At 62.5% G+C, this 16,062-nt stretch carries 17 protein-coding genes and 1 tRNA gene; 11 read left to right on the forward strand and 7 right to left on the reverse strand.

Annotation, left to right across the window (positions count from 1 at the left end):
* Window positions 1–2: 2 nt before the first annotated feature.
* Genes gspG through gspE form a run of 3 tightly spaced genes read right to left on the reverse strand, consistent with a single transcriptional unit; the run spans window position 3 to window position 3,352 of the window.
* Complete coding sequence (gene gspG, locus ACL9RJ_RS26775; RefSeq protein WP_422765845.1) at window positions 3–425, reverse strand: type II secretion system major pseudopilin GspG; 423 nt, start codon at window positions 423–425, stop codon at window positions 3–5.
* Window positions 426–437: 12 nt separating this feature from the next.
* Window positions 438–1,646 carry a type II secretion system inner membrane protein GspF gene (gene gspF, locus ACL9RJ_RS26780; RefSeq protein ID WP_422765846.1) on the reverse strand — a complete coding sequence of 403 codons (1,209 nt, stop codon included), beginning with the start codon at window positions 1,644–1,646 and terminating at the stop codon, window positions 438–440.
* Window positions 1,647–1,648: 2 nt separating this feature from the next.
* Entirely contained in the window at window positions 1,649–3,352 is a 1,704-nt protein-coding gene (gspE, locus tag ACL9RJ_RS26785) for a type II secretion system ATPase GspE (protein ID WP_177088634.1), read from the reverse strand.
* Window positions 3,353–3,600: 248 nt separating this feature from the next.
* On the opposite strand from gspE, the gene ACL9RJ_RS26790 reads away from it, so the two are divergent.
* Window positions 3,601–4,143, forward strand: coding sequence for a hypothetical protein (locus ACL9RJ_RS26790; protein ID WP_422765847.1), 543 nt, complete (start codon window positions 3,601–3,603; stop codon window positions 4,141–4,143).
* A gap of 58 nt (window positions 4,144–4,201) precedes the next feature.
* On the opposite strand, the gene coaA is transcribed toward ACL9RJ_RS26790, so the two are convergent.
* Window positions 4,202–5,128, reverse strand: coding sequence for a type I pantothenate kinase (gene coaA, locus ACL9RJ_RS26795; RefSeq protein WP_017124589.1), 927 nt, complete (start codon window positions 5,126–5,128; stop codon window positions 4,202–4,204).
* A 248-nt stretch (window positions 5,129–5,376) separates the two neighbouring features.
* On the opposite strand from coaA, the gene nadA reads away from it, so the two are divergent.
* On the forward strand, window positions 5,377–6,435 hold the full coding sequence (gene nadA / locus ACL9RJ_RS26800) for a quinolinate synthase NadA (RefSeq protein WP_017124588.1): 1,059 nt from the start codon (window positions 5,377–5,379) through the stop codon (window positions 6,433–6,435).
* Window positions 6,436–6,510: 75 nt separating this feature from the next.
* On the opposite strand, the gene ACL9RJ_RS26805 is transcribed toward nadA, so the two are convergent.
* Window positions 6,511–7,944: a M48 family metalloprotease gene (locus ACL9RJ_RS26805; protein WP_017124587.1), complete on the reverse strand. Its 1,434-nt coding sequence runs from the start codon at window positions 7,942–7,944 to the stop codon at window positions 6,511–6,513.
* Between the two features lie 128 nt (window positions 7,945–8,072).
* Here ACL9RJ_RS26805 and ACL9RJ_RS26810 point away from each other — a divergent pair, with 128 nt between their 5' ends.
* Both ACL9RJ_RS26810 and ACL9RJ_RS26815 read left to right on the forward strand, forming a co-directional pair.
* Entirely contained in the window at window positions 8,073–8,312 is a 240-nt protein-coding gene (locus tag ACL9RJ_RS26810) for a sulfurtransferase TusA family protein (RefSeq protein ID WP_177088630.1), read from the forward strand.
* A gap of 43 nt (window positions 8,313–8,355) precedes the next feature.
* On the forward strand, window positions 8,356–9,426 hold the full coding sequence (locus ACL9RJ_RS26815; protein ID WP_017124585.1) for an AI-2E family transporter: 1,071 nt from the start codon (window positions 8,356–8,358) through the stop codon (window positions 9,424–9,426).
* Between the two features lie 167 nt (window positions 9,427–9,593).
* Here ACL9RJ_RS26815 and ACL9RJ_RS26820 read toward each other — a convergent pair whose 3' ends face one another.
* The gene (locus ACL9RJ_RS26820) at window positions 9,594–10,067 is read right to left on the reverse strand and encodes a peroxiredoxin (RefSeq protein ID WP_017124584.1); all 474 of its coding nucleotides are present in this window, start codon (window positions 10,065–10,067) and stop codon (window positions 9,594–9,596) included.
* A gap of 9 nt (window positions 10,068–10,076) precedes the next feature.
* A complete protein-coding gene (locus tag ACL9RJ_RS26825) occupies window positions 10,077–10,637 on the reverse strand; it encodes a glycine cleavage system protein R (protein WP_017124583.1) in 561 nt (186 codons plus the stop codon).
* A 327-nt stretch (window positions 10,638–10,964) separates the two neighbouring features.
* Between ACL9RJ_RS26825 and dapA the strand changes: the two genes are divergently transcribed.
* From dapA to ACL9RJ_RS26860, 7 genes are all read left to right on the forward strand, one after another.
* On the forward strand, window positions 10,965–11,843 hold the full coding sequence (dapA, locus tag ACL9RJ_RS26830; protein WP_017124582.1) for a 4-hydroxy-tetrahydrodipicolinate synthase: 879 nt from the start codon (window positions 10,965–10,967) through the stop codon (window positions 11,841–11,843).
* Window positions 11,844–11,860: 17 nt separating this feature from the next.
* Window positions 11,861–12,973: an outer membrane protein assembly factor BamC gene (gene bamC / locus ACL9RJ_RS26835; protein ID WP_017124581.1), complete on the forward strand. Its 1,113-nt coding sequence runs from the start codon at window positions 11,861–11,863 to the stop codon at window positions 12,971–12,973.
* A 5-nt stretch (window positions 12,974–12,978) separates the two neighbouring features.
* Complete coding sequence (locus tag ACL9RJ_RS26840; RefSeq protein WP_017124580.1) at window positions 12,979–13,737, forward strand: MBL fold metallo-hydrolase; 759 nt, start codon at window positions 12,979–12,981, stop codon at window positions 13,735–13,737.
* A gap of 28 nt (window positions 13,738–13,765) precedes the next feature.
* Window positions 13,766–14,476 (forward strand): phosphoribosylaminoimidazolesuccinocarboxamide synthase, encoded by a 711-nt coding sequence (purC, locus tag ACL9RJ_RS26845; RefSeq protein WP_017124579.1) that lies wholly within the window; start codon window positions 13,766–13,768, stop codon window positions 14,474–14,476.
* Window positions 14,477–14,560: 84 nt separating this feature from the next.
* Window positions 14,561–14,650, forward strand: a tRNA-Ser gene (locus ACL9RJ_RS26850).
* Between the two features lie 338 nt (window positions 14,651–14,988).
* Window positions 14,989–15,468 (forward strand): Panacea domain-containing protein, encoded by a 480-nt coding sequence (locus ACL9RJ_RS26855; RefSeq protein ID WP_017124578.1) that lies wholly within the window; start codon window positions 14,989–14,991, stop codon window positions 15,466–15,468.
* On the forward strand, window positions 15,461–15,994 hold the full coding sequence (locus ACL9RJ_RS26860) for a hypothetical protein (protein WP_146049258.1): 534 nt from the start codon (window positions 15,461–15,463) through the stop codon (window positions 15,992–15,994). The genes ACL9RJ_RS26855 and ACL9RJ_RS26860 overlap by 8 nt, the downstream gene beginning before the upstream one ends.
* The last annotated feature ends 68 nt before the right edge of the window (window positions 15,995–16,062 follow it).

Below are 16,062 nucleotides of genomic sequence, written 5' to 3' on the forward strand. Positions count from 1 at the left end.
GGCTATTCCCAGTTACCCTGGTCGGCGTTGTAGCCGTCGCCGCCGGGCTGCCCGTCCTTGCCGAAGAAGACCAGGTCGAAGGGACCATGGGCACCAGGCGCGCGATAGCCGAACGAGTGGCCATAGGGGTCCAACAGGTCGCTGGGTTTGGCGTAGGGGCCGTTCCAGTTGCGGACGTTGGCCGGCGCGCTCGTCAGGTCGAGGAGGTCCCTGGGCGGGGTGCCGACATCCAGGGCATAACCTTCGATCTTCATCGACAGGCTGGCCAGTTGGGCCTTGCCCGCGCCGTACTTGCCCTTGTCGACATTGGCGCCGATCTGGCGCACGACGATGGTTGCGATTACGCCCAGCAGCACGATCACCGCGAGCATTTCCAGCAGGGTGAAGCCTTGGTGGCGGTGACGCAGCGAACGATCGCGACCCATGGTGGACGTCCCTCAGAGGTTATTGGTCAGGCTCATCAACGGCAGCATGATGGCCAGCATGATCACGCCCACCAGCGCTGCCATCACCAGCGTCAGGGTGGGCACCAGGGCGGCGAGCAGGCGATCGATATGGCGCTTGGCCTCGGCGTCGAAGATGCTCGCGACCTTGAGCAGCATCCGGTCCAGCTGTCCCGATTCCTCGCCGACCTGGATCATCTGGATCGCCAGTTCCGGGAAGGTCGCGGTCGCCTCCATGGCGACCGACAACCGGCTGCCGTCCTTGACCTTGACGATGGTCTGTTCCACCGCATCGCGCAGTACCTGGTTGCGGCAGACCTGGCGGGCGATGTCGAACGCGCTGATCAGGGCGACGCCCTGGCTCAACAGCGTGCCCAGGGTGTGCGCCAGTCGCGCGGTTTCCAGGCGCAGCAGCAACGGCCCGACGACCCGCGCGCGGAGCATCAGGCGGTCCCGCTGCAGGCGCCCCCGGGCTGTGCGCAGGTGCCGCCCCAGCCAGGCGAACAGCAGGGCCATGGCCCCGAGCAGATAGAGGATGTAGTCGCCGAGGAACTGACCGAGGGCGAGGATCGCCTCGGTGATCAGCGGGACGGGCACGCCCAGGCCGCTGAAGATCGGTACGAACTGCGGCACCACATAGGCCAGCAGCAGGACCAGCGAACCCAGCACGCCGACCAGCAGGAAGGCCGGATAGATCAGCGCGTTGATCACTTCGCCACGGACTTTCTGGGTCCGTTCCAGGTAGGCCGCCAGTTGCCCGAGGGTATCGCCCAGTGCCCCACCGGCTTCCCCGGCACGCACCAGGCTGAGGTACAGCGGCGAAAAGGACGGGCCTTCGACGGCCATGGCCGCCGACAGCGGCTGGCCGCCCTTGACCCGGTCGCGGACCCGTTCGAGCAGGCGGCGTGCCTGGGGTTTGCCCGGCTGGCGGACCAGGGTGTCGAGGGCCCGCTCCAGCGGCTGGCCGGCGTCGAGGAGTGTGGCGAGTTGCTGGGTGAAACGCTCCAGTTCGTCACCCGCCAGGGGTGGACGATTGAACCAGGACCCCGCGGTCACGCTGCCGCTCGACGCCGGTTCGAGTTGCAGGACCAGCAGGCCGCGCTCCTGCAGCTGACTGGCGGCCTCGTCGTGATCCTCGGCGTCGAGTGCACCGTCGAGTGGGCTGCCGCTCGGGTCAAGGGCGCGATAGCGATAGTGTTCCATGCTTAATCGCCATGGGTGACGCGCAGGACTTCTTCCAGGCTGGTGATACCCGCCAGGGCCTGGCGCAGGCCATCCTCGTACAGGGTTCGCAGGCCGCCGGCGCGGGCCGCCTGTTCCAGGGTCGCGGCGTCGGCGTGGCGCATGAGCAGCGAGCGCAGGGTGTCGTTCATCACCAGCAACTCGCTGAGGGCGCTGCGTCCGCGATAACCGCCGCCGGGGGCGTCCGCGCGGGGACGGTAGAGGCGGATCGGGCGTTCGTCGGTAAAACGCTCCAGTTGATGTTCGGCGATCAGCTCCGGCGGGGCCTCGAAGCTTTCCCGCCATTCGGGGGCCAGCCGGCGCACCAGGCGCTGGGCGAGAATGCCGTTCACCGTCGAGGCGATCAGGTAGCTTTCGACGCCCATGTCCAGCAGGCGGGTGATGCTGGCGGCGGCGCTGTTGGTGTGCAGGGTGGAAAGCACCAGGTGGCCGGTCAGCGAGGACTGGATGGCGATCCGGCAGGTTTCCAGGTCACGCATCTCGCCGATCATGATCACGTCCGGGTCCTGGCGCACGATGGCGCGCAGCACCCCGGCGAAATCCAGGCCGATGCCCGGCTTGACCTGGATCTGATTGATCCCCTCCAGCTGGTATTCGACCGGGTCCTCGACGGTGATGATCTTGCGCTCGGAGGTGTTCAGCCGGGCCAGGGCGGTGTACAGGGTGGTGGTCTTGCCCGAACCGGTGGGGCCGGTGACCAGCAGGATGCCGTGGGGCCGTTCGAGCACGTTCAGCAGGGCATCCAGGCGTGCGCCGTCGAAGCCCAGGCTCTGGAAGTCGAAGGTCACGGTCTGGCGGTCGAGCAGGCGCATCACCACCGACTCGCCGAAACCGGTGGGCACGGTGGAGACCCGCAGGTCCAGTTCCTTGCCCTGCACGCGGAGCATGATGCGGCCGTCCTGGGGCAGGCGGCGCTCGGCGATATCCAGTCGCGCCATGATCTTGATGCGCGAGATCACCGCCGCCGAGGAGCTGACGGGCGGTGCCTCGGCCAGATGGAGCACACCGTCGACCCGGTAGCGGACGTTGAGCTGGTTCTCGAACGGCTCGATATGAATGTCCGAGGCCCGTTGTTCGACGGCCCGTTGCAGCAGCAGGTTGACCAGGCGGATCACCGGGGCTTCGGACGCGAGGTCCTTGAGGTGCTCGATATCGGTTTTCTGGTTGCCGGGATCTTCTTCCAGGTTCTCGATCAGGGTGCCCATCGCGCTGCGGCCCCGGCCGTAGTAACGCTCGATCAGTTGCTCGATGTCGCCGCGCTGGCCGATGGACAGGCGCACCGGGCATTGGCAGGCATATTCCAGCGCATGCAGGGCATCGGCCTGATTCGGGTTGGCGATCAGTACATGCAACTCGCTGCCGGCGGCGGACAGCGGCACCAGGCAATGCTCCTTGAGAAAGCGCGGCGCCAGTTCGGGCGGCTCCTCCAGCAGTTCGGGCGCATCCGCCAGGGTCAGCAGGGGGGTATCGAGCAGGGTCGACCAGGCCAGGGCGAGGTCCTGCTCCGACACCAGGCCCAGGCGCGCCAGCAGTTCGGTCGAATCGTGCCGTGCGCTGGCGTCCTGCAACTGCTGGGCGCGGTCGACATCGGTGAGTTTCAGGCGACCCTCGTTGACCAGCCAGTCGATGGCCAGCCTGCCCGGGTCGGGGGACATCAGGGCGTTCATGATGCTCTCTCCAGGCTCCATGCCTCTGGCACAGCCTGAACCTGAAGCGGTGCGGCGACTACTGTCAGAAATGACAGTTCTGCTGACCGTTGGTCGGTTGCCAGTTCGACATTGCCATTGGTCCGAACTGTCAGAAATGACAGTAGGCAGCGTTTTTGCGGCGTGGATAGTTTGGAGGCGATGGAAAGGCAGTTGTTTCCATTCTTTCGATCATGTCGATCGAAGGTCCGATTCGCAGGAGCGAAATCATGTTCAACTCAATTGCTAAAAAAATACTGGGCTCGATTTTCTTGTTGTTGAGTCTTTTGTGCGCAGTACCGGCCTCGGCGGCTATTTTGAATTGTACCGGAACACTGGGGGCGGTAGTCTCGCCTGGCCTCTCGCCGAGTCCGCAGGCCCCGACCGTATTGGCGCAGGGCAATGTCAATTCAGGGGGGAATTGCGCCATCGTCGGGACGACCGTTCAACCTGCCAGCCTCGCGATAACTACAAGCTTCACCAACGCAACATGCACGGGCTTCACTTTGGTCGGGACGCCCAGCATGACGATTGACTGGGATGACGGTACGACGGGAACGGCGACTTATGTATCACCTCAGACGGTCTTCGGGCTGCCGGCGGGGCCCTTTGCGGCTAACTTCAAGATCCTCACCGGTCCGCACGAAGTCGGCCATACGATGTCCATCAGTGTGAGTGCCCCTCCCCTGAGCCTCGCCCTATTGGCATGCCTTCTGCCCGGTTCGAGGCCGGTCACGCAACTTGGGGCGCCCATCGCCTTTTATGTGAATTGATATTCGACTGTCACATTGTAATACGGGGAGCCATGCTCCCCGTTTCAGCTTGAATATCTCAGCGCAACCAGATCTCGCTCACCGAATGATGGGTGCCCTTGCGCACCACCAGGTCGGCCCGCTCGCGGGTCGGCAGGATATTCTCCAGCAGATTGACCCGGTTGATATCCCGCCAGATCTGCCGCGCCGCATCCGGCGCTTCCTCCGGCGTCAGGTCGGCCAGCTTGCGGAAGTAGGCGCCACGCGCACGGAACGCGGTCTTCTGCAGCAACAGGAAACGATCAACGTACCACTGCTCGATATCCTGTTCGTCGGCGTCGAGGTAGATCGAGAAGTCGAAGAAGTCGGAGACGATGGTGCTCGGCTTGGGTTCGTCGGTGCCGTCCGTCTGCAGGACATTGAGCCCTTCGAAGATCAGGATGTCCGGCCGATCCACCGTCTGGTATTGGCCCGGCACGATGTCGTAGCTGATGTGGGAATAGATCGGCGCCCGGACTTCGCCTTCGCCGGCCTTGACGTCGGCGAGGAATTTCACCATCTGCCGGCGATCGTAGCTTTCCGGAAAACCCTTGCGGTGCATGATGCCGTCGGCCACCAGCTTGCTGTTGGGGTAGAGAAAGCCGTCGGTGGTCACCAGGGCCACGTTCGGATGGTCCGGCCAGCGCGCCATCAGCGCCTGCAGGACCCGGGCAAAGGTGCTCTTGCCCACCGCGACGCTACCGGCGATGGCAATGATGTACGGTCCCCGCGGGCTGGCCCGGCCGAGGAAGGTGTCCTTGATCCCGGCCAGATGGCGAGCCGCGCCGACGTGCAGGCTGATCAGCCGCGACAGCGGCAGGTAGACGTTGGCGACGTCCTCCAGGGAGATGTCCTCGTTCACCCCGCGCAGGGTCGACAGGTCCTCTTCCGACAGCGTCAGGGGCGTGTTGGCGCGCAGGCCGGCCCACTCCGTGCGGTCCATTACCAGGTAGTCATCAGCGGTCATCGGTTACTGTCCCACGTCTCGTCAATGAGCGGATTATCCATCGAGTTGCCCCCGCGTGTCCGAAGGTCAGAATAATCTTTTGAATCCATTGGATATTCTGTAGCCTTGCGGCGCTGAAAAGCACTCCATGCCTGATGGATTCACTTTCCCGGTCGCCGCGCGCTACAACTAAATATCCTGCCTCGGAAAGAGTCAGGGGCCGGGGTATACTCGACTTTCGCGCTCACGCGCTTGCAGGTCTTGCGAACATGACGCAGATTTCCGAACGCCTTCTGGTTCAAGCCCATCTCGACGCCAAGCAGCCCAAACCCTTGAGTGCCGAGCAGGAGGCGACCCTCCGTGCCGAGATCGCCGCCGAGCTCAAGGCTCAGGACGCGGTGCTGGTGGCCCACTTCTACTGTGACCCGGTGATTCAGGCCCTGGCCGAAGAAACCGGCGGCTGCGTGTCCGACTCCCTGGAGATGGCCCGTTTCGGTGCCGCCCACCCGGCCAAGACCGTGCTGGTGGCGGGCGTGCGGTTCATGGGCGAGACGGCGAAGATCCTCACCCCGGAAAAGCGCATCCTGATGCCGACCCTGGAAGCGACCTGCTCGCTGGACCTGGGTTGTCCGGTGGACGAGTTTTCCGCCTTCTGCGACCAGCACCCGGAGCGCACGGTGGTGGTGTATGCCAACACCTCGGCGGCGGTCAAGGCGCGTGCCGACTGGGTGGTGACCTCCAGCTGCGCCCTGGAAATCGTCGAAAGCCTGATGGATAACGGCGAAAAGATCATCTGGGCACCGGACAAGCACCTGGGACGCTATATCCAGAAGCAGACCGGCGCCGACATGCTGCTGTGGGACGGTGCCTGCATCGTCCACGAGGAATTCAAGTCCAAGCAGCTGGAAGACATGAAGGCGCTGTATCCCGATGCGGCGATCCTGGTGCACCCCGAATCCCCCGAGTCGGTGATCGACCTCGCCGATGCGGTCGGTTCCACCAGCCAGTTGATCAAGGCCGCGCAGACCTTGCCGAACAAGACCTTTATCGTCGCCACCGACCGCGGCATCTTCTACAAGATGCAGCAGTTGTGCCCGGACAAGGTCTTTGTCGAAGCGCCGACCGCCGGCAATGGCGCGGCATGCCGCAGTTGCGCGCATTGCCCGTGGATGGCCATGAACACCCTCGAGCGCACCTTGCAGTGCCTGCGCGAGGGCAGCAACGAGATCTTCGTCGATCCTTCGATCGTTCCCCGCGCGGTTCGTCCGCTCAAGCGCATGCTGGACTTCACCCAGGCCGCGCGCCTGAAACTGAGCGGCAACGCCTGATAACTGGCTGATCGTTCCCACGCTTCGCGTGGGAATGCGGCCCGTGACGCTCTGCGTCACCTGTGGAGCGGGTCGCTAGCCGCCCATCATGTCCTTGACCATGCGTTCCTGGTCGATCATCTCTTTCTGCCGCGCATCGATGCGCGAGGCCAGCTGGAAGTTCGGCGCGCGGCGCTTGGCGAAGTCCAACTGCTGGATCGCCTGCTTGAAGTCGCCGACCAGGGCGAAATACTCGGCCCGGGCCTGGTGCAGGCCGATGATATTGCCGGCCTGGCCGCGGGTTTCGGCGATCTGGTACCAGATATCCGGATCTTCCGAGCGGGTCTTGAGCATGTCCACCAGGATCTTCTCCGCGTCGGCCGGCTTGTTCTGCTTGACCAGCAGATCGACCTTGACCTGTCTCAGCGGGTAGTTGCCCGGAAACAGCGCCAGCATGCGGTCGGTGCGTGCCACGGCATCGGGCAGGTGGCCGCTGCTGATATCAAGCTCGATCTGCGCCAGGTTGTAGATGACCTCGTTGGGGGACTTGGCCAGCAGCGGCTTGAGGTTCTCCCGGGCTTCATTCAACTGGCTGCCCTTGATCTGCGCGATGGCCAGGCCGTAACGGGCAATATCGGACTTGGGGTTTTCGTCCAGCTGGGCGCGGAAACGCTTGGCCGCCAGTCCCGGCGAGTCCTCGTACGAGAGCATCACGCGGGCGCGGATCAGTTGATAACGCAGGCTGTCCTCGATGCCGCCGGGCTTGGCCTGTTCGGCACGGTTGCGGGTGTCGGCGATCCGCGATTCGGTGACCGGGTGGGTCAGGAGGAATTCCGGCGGCTTGGCATCGAAGCGGTAGATGCGCATCAGGCGTTCGAACATGGTCGGCATGTTGCGCGGGTCGTAGCCGGCCTTCTCCAGGTTGAGAATGCCGATGCGGTCGGCTTCCTGTTCATTCTGCCGGGAGAAGCGCTGTTTCTCCTGGAAGGCGGCGGCCTGGGTCCCGGCAATGGTCGCGATGCCCGCGTCGCCACCACCGGCGGCGGCCACGATGATCCCGGTGAGCAGCGCCGCCATCATCGGCAGTTGCATGCGTTGCTGGGCTTCCACGCCACGGGCGAAGTGGCGCTGGGACAAGTGCGCGAGTTCGTGGGCCAGTACCGAGGCATATTCGCCTTCGGTCTGGGCATTGAGGAACAGGCCGCCGTTGATCCCGATGATCCCGCCGGGGGCGGCGAAGGCGTTGAGCTGGTTGCTGTCGATCAGGATGAATTCCAGGCGCCGGTCCTGCACCTGGCTGGTTTCCACCAGCTTGTAGACCGTGGTTTCCACGTAGTCCTTGAGCTGCGGGTCGTTCAGTTGCTTGACCTGGCTGCGCAGGAGGCTCAGCCAGGCGCGGCCCAGTTGATACTCCTGCTGGGGCGAGACGATGGAGGAACTGGCATCACCGAGTGACGGCAGGTCGTCGGCGAAGCCGGGGGAGGCGAGCAGGCAGGCGAGCGTCAACAGGGTGGGGCGCAGAAAAGTCATGCACAGGGCTCTAGTTCGGCAAAGCCCTTACTGTAGCCGCACACCACGCAGACGACCAGAGGTGGCACCGCTTGGGGTATCCTAGACGGCTCGAACAACCGACCCGGCGCGCCGCCAGGAGTGAAGCAATGACCGACGCTGTAGAGTATGACGCCGAGCTGGACGCCAGCGGCCTGAATTGCCCGCTGCCGTTGCTCAAGGCCAAGCTGGAGCTCAATCGCCTGGCCAGCGGCGCCGTGCTCAAGGTCATCGCCACCGACGCTGGCTCGCAGCGCGACTTCCGCACCTTCGCCAAACTCGCCGGGCATGCGCTGTTGCGTGAAGAGGAAGAGGCCGGGGTCTATCGTTACTGGCTGCGCAAGGCCTGATGGCGCGGTCTCAGCGTCGTCGTCGATTTTTTAAGGAATATTGATGTTCAAGGTGTTACGAGACTGGATCCAGCGCTATTTCTCCGATGAGGAAGCGGTGGTATTGGCGGTCCTGTTGTTCCTGGCGTTCACTGCCGTGCTGACCCTCGGCAAGATGCTCGCCCCGGTATTGGCCGGGATGGTCCTCGCCTACCTGATGCAGGGGCTGGTGTTCGGCCTGGAGCGCATGCGCCTGCCGGGCGCGGCGGCGGTCGGCCTGGTGTTCGCGCTGTTCATGGGCGGCCTGCTGCTGTTCATGCTGGTGGTGGTGCCGCTGCTCTGGCACCAGTTGATCACCCTGTTCAACGAACTGCCGGGGATGTTGGCCAAGTGGCAGTCGTTACTGCTGTTGCTGCCCGAGCGCTATCCGCACCTGGTGTCCGACGAGCAGGTGCTGCAGGCGATCGAAGTGGCGCGCGGGGAAATCGGCAAGTTTGGCCAGTGGGCGCTGACGTTTTCCCTGTCCAGCCTGCCGCTGCTGGTCAATATCATGATCTACCTGGTGCTGGTGCCGATCCTGGTGTTCTTCTTCCTCAAGGACCGGGCGACCATCCGCGACTGGGTCCGTGGCTACCTGCCCCGGGAGCGGGCGCTGATCACCCGGGTGGCGGAGGAAATGAACCGGCAGATCGCCAACTACATCCGCGGCAAGGTGATCGAGATCATCATCTGTGGCGGGGTGACCTATGTCGCCTTTGTCGCCCTGGGACTCAACTACGCCGCCCTGCTGGCCTTGCTGGTGGGCCTGTCGGTGGTCGTGCCCTATGTCGGCGCGGTGGTGGTGACGGTGCCGGTGATGCTGATCGCGCTGTTCCAGTGGGGCTGGAGCGACCAGTTCATCTACCTGATGGCAGTCTACGGGATCATCCAGACCCTGGATGGCAACGTGCTGGTGCCGCTGCTGTTCTCCGAGGCGGTGAACCTGCACCCGGTGGCGATTATCTGCGCAGTCCTGCTGTTTGGCGGGTTGTGGGGCTTCTGGGGCGTGTTCTTCGCGATCCCCCTGGCGACACTGTTCAAGGCGGTGCTCGATGCCTGGCCGCGCAAGGAACCGATGGTGGCGCCGCTGCTGTAGGGCGGGGGTTTCAGGGGGAGGGGCGTAGGCGCTGAGCCTGGTGGGAGGCCCCTTTTGTGGGAGCGGGCTTGCCCGCGAAGCTCTTCAGCGGTCTCAGGGGCCTCTTCGCGGGCAAGCCCGCTCCCACACACGCCCGCACCCACACAAGCCCGACTCCTAAGCGTACTTCAGGCCTTGTTCAGCGCCTGTGCCGCGGCCAGCACCGCATCCACATGGCCCGGCACCTTCACGCCACGCCATTCCTGGCGCAACACGCCTTTGGCATCGATCAGGAACGTGCTGCGGTCGACGCCCAGGTATTCCTTGCCGTACAGCTTCTTCAGCTTGATCACGTCGAACAGCTGGCAGATGGCTTCGTCCTTGTCGCTGATCAGCTCGAACGGAAACTCCTGCTTGCCCTTGAAGTTCTCGTGGGACTTCAGGCTGTCGCGCGAAACACCGAAGATCTCGGTGTTGGCGGCCTTGAACGCGGCGTACTGGTCACGAAAACCCTGGCCTTCGGTGGTGCAGCCGGGGGTGCTGTCCTTCGGATAGAAGTAGATCACCACCTGCTTGCCCTTGAGATCGGCGAGGCTGACGGTCTGCCCGCTGGTGGCCGGGGCCTGGAAATCGCTAACGGCTTCATTGATGACAACAGCCATGCTGGCTCCTTACATGGGGTTTTGTGGGCGCCACGGTTCGATCAGCGCGTCGAGGTTCATCGCGTCGGCGAAATCCAGGAACTGGTCGCGCAACCAGCTGATCTGCACGCCGGCCGGCAGGGTCACGGTAAAGGTGGCATTGAGCATGGTGCCGCCGGTCTGCGGTGCCAGGTAGGTATCGCAGGTGAGGTTCTCCAGCTCGACGTTGTGGTCGATGAAGAACTGGCACAGCTCGTTGATGATGTCCGAGCGGTAGGCCGAACTGACATAGGCGACGTACGGCAGTGCCTGGGGACGGCTTTCCAGGGCGCCGCTGCGGACCACGCTGACGATGAAGGCATGCTTCTTCGCCAGGTTCGGCAGGCCGGCTTCGAGGCGGGCCAGGGCATCCCAGCTGCCGGAAATCTGCAGGACCAGCGCACTGTACTCGCCGTGGCGGGTCAGGCGTGAGGTCACGACGGCGCAGCGATTTTCATGGCTGGCGCGGCACAGGACGTTGGTCAGCTCCATGGGGTTGGCGCCGAGGGCACTGATGACAAGGAATTGTTCGCGGACTGTGGGGGTGGACATGCAGCATTCCTAAAGCGATGAGCGGTCGGTACGACAGGGGCGTCGCGGGTCGGGTTCTGGTGTTCGCCGATCATTGACCTGACCGCGGATCGAACGCTTGCGCCGGGCTCAGGCACGGGCGAGAGCGGGCGATGGCAAGGCTGGATCGGGTTTCGGGCAGCGAAAAGGGAGGCTGGAACCCGGCACGTGACTGACTCAGTACCGATCAAAGTCTGAAGGGTAGCGAAAAGCAGCGCCAAGGGGAATGCTCATGGCGAGTACTTCGCTTGTACAAGGCTGATGGCGCCAGTACCATTACCGCTCTCTTTTTCCGGCAGGAGCGGTTGCATGATTGCGGGCAGTATGGTGGCACTGGTCACACCCATGGATGCACAGGGTCGTCTTGACTGGGACAGCCTGAGCAAACTGGTGGACTTCCACCTGCAAAACGGCACCAACGCCATTGTCGCGGTCGGCACCACAGGTGAGTCGGCTACCCTTGACGTACACGAACACATCGAAGTGATTCGTCGCGTGGTCGACCAGGTGGCGGGGCGCATCCCGGTGATCGCCGGCACGGGCGCCAACTCGACGCGTGAAGCGATCGAACTGACCACCAACGCGAAAACCGCCGGCGCCGACGCCTGCCTGCTGGTGACCCCGTACTACAACAAGCCGACCCAGGAAGGCCTGTACCAGCATTTCCGCACCATCGCCGAAGCCGTCGATATCCCGCAGATCCTCTACAACGTGCCGGGCCGTACCGCTTGCGACATGCAGGCCGAGACCGTGATCCGCCTGTCGACCGTGCCGAACATCATCGGGATCAAGGAAGCCACCGGCGACCTGGACCGTGCCAAGGCGATCCTGGCCGGCGTGAGCAGCGACTTCCTGGTCTATTCCGGCGATGACGCCACCGCGGTCGAGCTGATCCTGCTCGGCGGCAAGGGCAATATCTCGGTGACCGCCAACGTCGCCCCGCGTGACATGAGCGAGCTGTGTGCCGCCGCGATGCGCGGCGATGCCGTCACCGCCCGGGCGATCCACCAGAAACTGATGCCGCTGAACAAGACCCTGTTCATCGAATCCAACCCTATCCCCGTGAAATGGGCGCTGCATGAGATGGGCCTGATGCCGGACGGTATCCGTCTGCCGCTCACCTGGCTCAGCACCCCGAGTCACGAACCGCTGCGGCAGGCCATGCGCCAGTCCGGCGTCCTGGTTTAATTGAGGAAATACACCGCATGAAGCGATTGGCCGGACTTTCCGCACTTGCCTTGATTATCTCCAGCACCAGCGGTTGTGGCTGGATCTGGGGCCCGGAAGGTTACTTCCGCGACCGCGGCAGCGATTACCTGGAGGCGCAACAGACGCCAGCCATGCAGTTGCCGCCGGATGTCACCACCAGCAAACGCCTTGACCCGCTGCTGCCGATTCCACGCAACGTCGCCACCGAAACCGTCAAGGGCGAGTACGAAGTCCCGCGTCCGCAGCCGTTGCAGGCCGCGGCCAGTGCCAGCGACTACACCTTGCAGAAAAGCGGCGACTCGAGCTGGATCATGGGCCAGCACGCCCCGGCCGAGGTCTGGCCGGTGGCCATGCAGTTCTTCCAGGACAACGGCTTCCGTATCGACTCCCAGCGTCCGCAGACCGGTGAATTCACCACGGCCTGGCAGCCTGCCAGCGAGCTCTCCGCGAACATGGCCAAGCGCCTGGGCACCGGCAACTCCGCCGATACCGAAGCGCGCGTACGGGTTCGTATCGAGCCGGGCGTGCAGCGCAACAGCAGCGAAATCTACGTCGTCAGCGCCGAGCGTCCGGCTGGCAGCACCGCGAACGTCGACTTCACCGCGCGTTCGGTCAATATCGGTCGCGACTCGATCCTGATCGACGAAATGCTGTCCAGCATGAGCCGCAGCGCCGAGAAGGGCGGTTCGGTGTCCCTGCTGGCGGCCCGCGATTTCGACACCCCGAGCCGTGTCAGCCTGAGCCAGGACGGCAGCGGCAACCCGGTGCTCAACGTCGGCGAAGACCTCGACCGTGCCTGGTCAAGCGTCGGCCGCGCGCTGGAGCAGGGCGAATGGCGCGTTGAAGACATCAACCGCAGCCTGGGCCTGTACTACATCAACCTGGCGGAAAAAGCCGAGAAGAAAAACGAAGAGCCTGGCTTCTTCGGCAAACTCTTCGGCAGCAAGCCGGCCAAGGAAGAAATCGAAGCCCGTGCCGAGCGTTACCAGGTTCGCCTGAGCAAGGTCGGCGACAACGTGCAGGTGACTGTCGAGAAGGACATCAACACCGTGGCGCCGGCGGATGTCGCGCGCAAGGTGTTGGGCGTGATTCAAGACAACCTGGGCTGATTGCCATGCGTTTTGCCGTTCTCGGCAGTGGTAGCCAGGGGAACGGCACGCTGATAGCCAGTGGCGATACCTGCGTGCTGGTCGACTGTGGTTTCTCCCTGCGTGAAACCGAGCGGCGCCTGGCACGCCTGGACATGAGCCCGGCGCAACTGAGCGCGATCCTGGTGACCCACGAACATGCCGACCACGTGCATGGCGTGGGTTTGCTGTCTCGGCGCTACAATCTACCGGTGTATCTCAGTCGCGGGACCTTGCGCGGGATGCGCAAGCCCATCGAGCCCGCGGGTTTCGTGGCGGGCGGCGAGCGGTTGCAGGTCGGCGCGCTGGCCATCGATGTGGTTGCCGTGGCCCACGACGCCCTGGAGCCGACGCAGTATGTGTTCGATGACGGCCAGCGGCGTTTCGGCCTGCTGACCGACCTGGGATCGTATTGTGCAAGCGTCATGGACAGCTACAGTGGCCTCAATGCGTTGATGGTCGAGGCCAATCATTGCCGGGACCGCCTGGCGCGGGGGCATTACCCGACCTTCCTCAAGCAGCGGGTCGGTGGTGAACTGGGACATCTGAACAACCACCAGGCCGCAAGCCTGGTGGCCGAGTTGGGCTGGCAAGACCTGCAACACCTGGTGCTGGCCCACCTGAGCAGCAAGAACAACCTGCCGCAGCTGGCCCGGCAATGTTTTGTCGACACCCTCGGGTGCGACCCGGACTGGCTGCAACTGGCCGATCAAGATTCAGGGCTCGACTGGCGACATATCGCCTAGCCCAACAACTTAACAAGCGGAGCCCATCATGGAAAAACGTGAAGAACTCTACCGCGGCAAAGCCAAGTCGGTATACAAGACCGACGACGCCGACCGCTTGATCCTGCTGTTTCGCAACGACACCTCGGCGTTCGACGGCAAGCGCATCGAACAGCTCGACCGCAAGGGCATGGTGAACAACAAGTTCAACGCCTTCATCATGCAGAAACTCGAAGAAGCCGGCGTGCCGACCCAATTCGACAAGCTGCTGGGCGACAACGAGTGCCTGGTGAAGAAGCTCGACATGATCCCGGTGGAATGCGTGGTGCGTAACTACGCGGCCGGTAGCCTGGTCAAGCGCCTGGGTGTCGAGGAAGGCCTGAAGCTCAACCCTTACACCTTCGAGCTGTTCCTCAAGGACGACGCCAAGGGCGACCCGTTCATCAACGAATCCCACGTCGTGGCGTTCGGTTGGGGCACCGCCGAGCAACTGGTCCGCATGAAGGAACTGTCGCTCAAGGTCAACGAAGTGCTGAGCAAGCTGTTCGACGACGCCGGCCTGCTGCTGGTGGACTTCAAGCTGGAGTTCGGCGTATTCCACGGCCAGATCGTCCTGGGTGACGAGTTCAGCCCGGACGGTTGCCGCCTGTGGGACAAGGAAACCCGCAAGAAGATGGACAAGGACCGCTTCCGCCAGGGCCTCGGTGACGTCATCGAAGCCTACGAAGAAGTCGCCAATCGCCTGGGCGTACCGCTGTAATCGACGCAAGCATCTGATAGCACGTAATTTTTTTGCAATTGGGGCTTCGCTTCCGGCAAAAGTGTTGTTATGATGCGCGCCGTTGGAGAGATGCCAGAGTGGCCGAATGGGACGGATTCGAAATCCGTTGTACCTTCACCGGTACCTAGGGTTCGAATCCCTATCTCTCCGCCATTATTGAATACGACTAAGCCCCTGAGAACGTTAAAGTTTTCAGGGGCTTTTTCGTTTTCGGCGTTTTGTTCAGGGCATTTTCAGGGCATTTTCAGGGCGCCAAGGCGGCCCCGCAGACCTCCCGTGGTCCATCAGGGAGAGGGCTGTGCCAGTGCAACCGGTATGCCGGGGGAGCAGGTGAAATCGGTTGAAAACGTCGCTTGAATCCCAATTGTAAAAGGCTGATACCGTCCTTGCTTGAACGCATCAAGGGGGTGTACCTTCGGCCAATCAGGGGCTTGTATTGGTATGATTTTGCTTTAGAATTCCGCGCCCCAAAAAAACCAGAGGACAGGCATATGACTTCAGCAATCGCTGTCGCACAAGCTTTCCTTGACTTGGCAGCCAAGGAGAGGCGGTCTCTCACGAACATGCAACTGCAGAAACTCGTGTTCTTCTCGCACGGGATTCATCTCGCTGCATTTGGTGATTCGCTTATTGAGGAACCTGTGAAGGCATGGGATTTTGGCCCTGTCATTCCCGCTCTATATGAGAAGCTTCGCAGGTTTGGTCGGGGGGATGTTTCAAGAGACCTGGCACCGGAAACAAGAGGTACCCTTGATCCATCCGGTAAAGAGTTTCAGGCTATCCGCGCTGTCTGGAAAGCCTACGGGAATCGTGACGGCTGGTCCCTTTCCGAGATTTCCCATCAGGAGGGATCTCCTTGGGATGCGGTTTGGAATAAACGCCGTATGCACTACTGCGATATTCCAAACGACCTGATCCGTAGTTATTACTCTGACCGAGTGAAGCACACAGGGGCGTCACAGGTTGCCTGATCAGGACCCCTCTCCCTCGCCACAGGATGTATTGGCGGCAAGCCTCGAAGGTTTGCCGCCTCTCGACATTGAAGTCATTCCGGAGGACTTCACGCCCTCATCCAGGCTGACTTCTATCGTTCAAGAAGACCCAGCAGCCAGCCTTGACGATTACAAATTCAAGCGACTTCAAACAGAGATTGATGACTTATCACAACAATTGTCTGAGCGTCGCGACCTCCATTCGATCCGTACCAAGCATGCATGGCTTTTGTTTGGGTTGACTGTTGGATGGGTGGGGGTGATTTGGTTGGTGGTTCTTTTGCAAGGATTTGGGCAATGGTTTTTACCTTTTCCGGCTCCGGGACCTGACGAGAAGTATCTCCGGTTCGCTCTGTCCAATACGGTGATAGTCGCGTTCATGACGTCAACTACAGCCACTGTTCTTGGCTTATATGGTATTGCTGCCTACTGGCTTTACGGGAAAAAGCCACCGTTGAAGTCCGATAAGAGCGACAGGCAGAAGAGGGATGATGCAAAAGATTGACCAGGCAGCTCAGCAAGTACGGTCTTGTCCTGCCAGAACCCGCCAGACCAAGACCGCTTTCCAAAAGC

Source organism: Pseudomonas sp. Mn2068, assembly GCF_049319725.1.
Classification (GTDB): Bacteria; Pseudomonadota; Gammaproteobacteria; order Pseudomonadales; family Pseudomonadaceae; genus Aquipseudomonas; species Aquipseudomonas gingeri.

Coding starts and splice junctions, on each gene's coding strand:
- gspG (WP_422765845.1), bottom strand. CDS start 425: ATGGGTCGCGATCGTTCGCTGCGTCACCGCCACCAAGGCTTCACCCTG.
- gspF (WP_422765846.1), bottom strand. CDS start 1,646: ATGGAACACTATCGCTATCGCGCCCTTGACCCGAGCGGCAGCCCACTC.
- gspE (WP_177088634.1), bottom strand. CDS start 3,352: ATGAACGCCCTGATGTCCCCCGACCCGGGCAGGCTGGCCATCGACTGG.
- ACL9RJ_RS26790 (WP_422765847.1), top strand. CDS start 3,601: ATGTTCAACTCAATTGCTAAAAAAATACTGGGCTCGATTTTCTTGTTG.
- coaA (WP_017124589.1), bottom strand. CDS start 5,128: ATGACCGCTGATGACTACCTGGTAATGGACCGCACGGAGTGGGCCGGC.
- nadA (WP_017124588.1), top strand. CDS start 5,377: ATGACGCAGATTTCCGAACGCCTTCTGGTTCAAGCCCATCTCGACGCC.
- ACL9RJ_RS26805 (WP_017124587.1), bottom strand. CDS start 7,944: ATGACTTTTCTGCGCCCCACCCTGTTGACGCTCGCCTGCCTGCTCGCC.
- ACL9RJ_RS26810 (WP_177088630.1), top strand. CDS start 8,073: ATGACCGACGCTGTAGAGTATGACGCCGAGCTGGACGCCAGCGGCCTG.
- ACL9RJ_RS26815 (WP_017124585.1), top strand. CDS start 8,356: ATGTTCAAGGTGTTACGAGACTGGATCCAGCGCTATTTCTCCGATGAG.
- ACL9RJ_RS26820 (WP_017124584.1), bottom strand. CDS start 10,067: ATGGCTGTTGTCATCAATGAAGCCGTTAGCGATTTCCAGGCCCCGGCC.
- ACL9RJ_RS26825 (WP_017124583.1), bottom strand. CDS start 10,637: ATGTCCACCCCCACAGTCCGCGAACAATTCCTTGTCATCAGTGCCCTC.
- dapA (WP_017124582.1), top strand. CDS start 10,965: ATGATTGCGGGCAGTATGGTGGCACTGGTCACACCCATGGATGCACAG.
- bamC (WP_017124581.1), top strand. CDS start 11,861: ATGAAGCGATTGGCCGGACTTTCCGCACTTGCCTTGATTATCTCCAGC.
- ACL9RJ_RS26840 (WP_017124580.1), top strand. CDS start 12,979: ATGCGTTTTGCCGTTCTCGGCAGTGGTAGCCAGGGGAACGGCACGCTG.
- purC (WP_017124579.1), top strand. CDS start 13,766: ATGGAAAAACGTGAAGAACTCTACCGCGGCAAAGCCAAGTCGGTATAC.
- ACL9RJ_RS26855 (WP_017124578.1), top strand. CDS start 14,989: ATGACTTCAGCAATCGCTGTCGCACAAGCTTTCCTTGACTTGGCAGCC.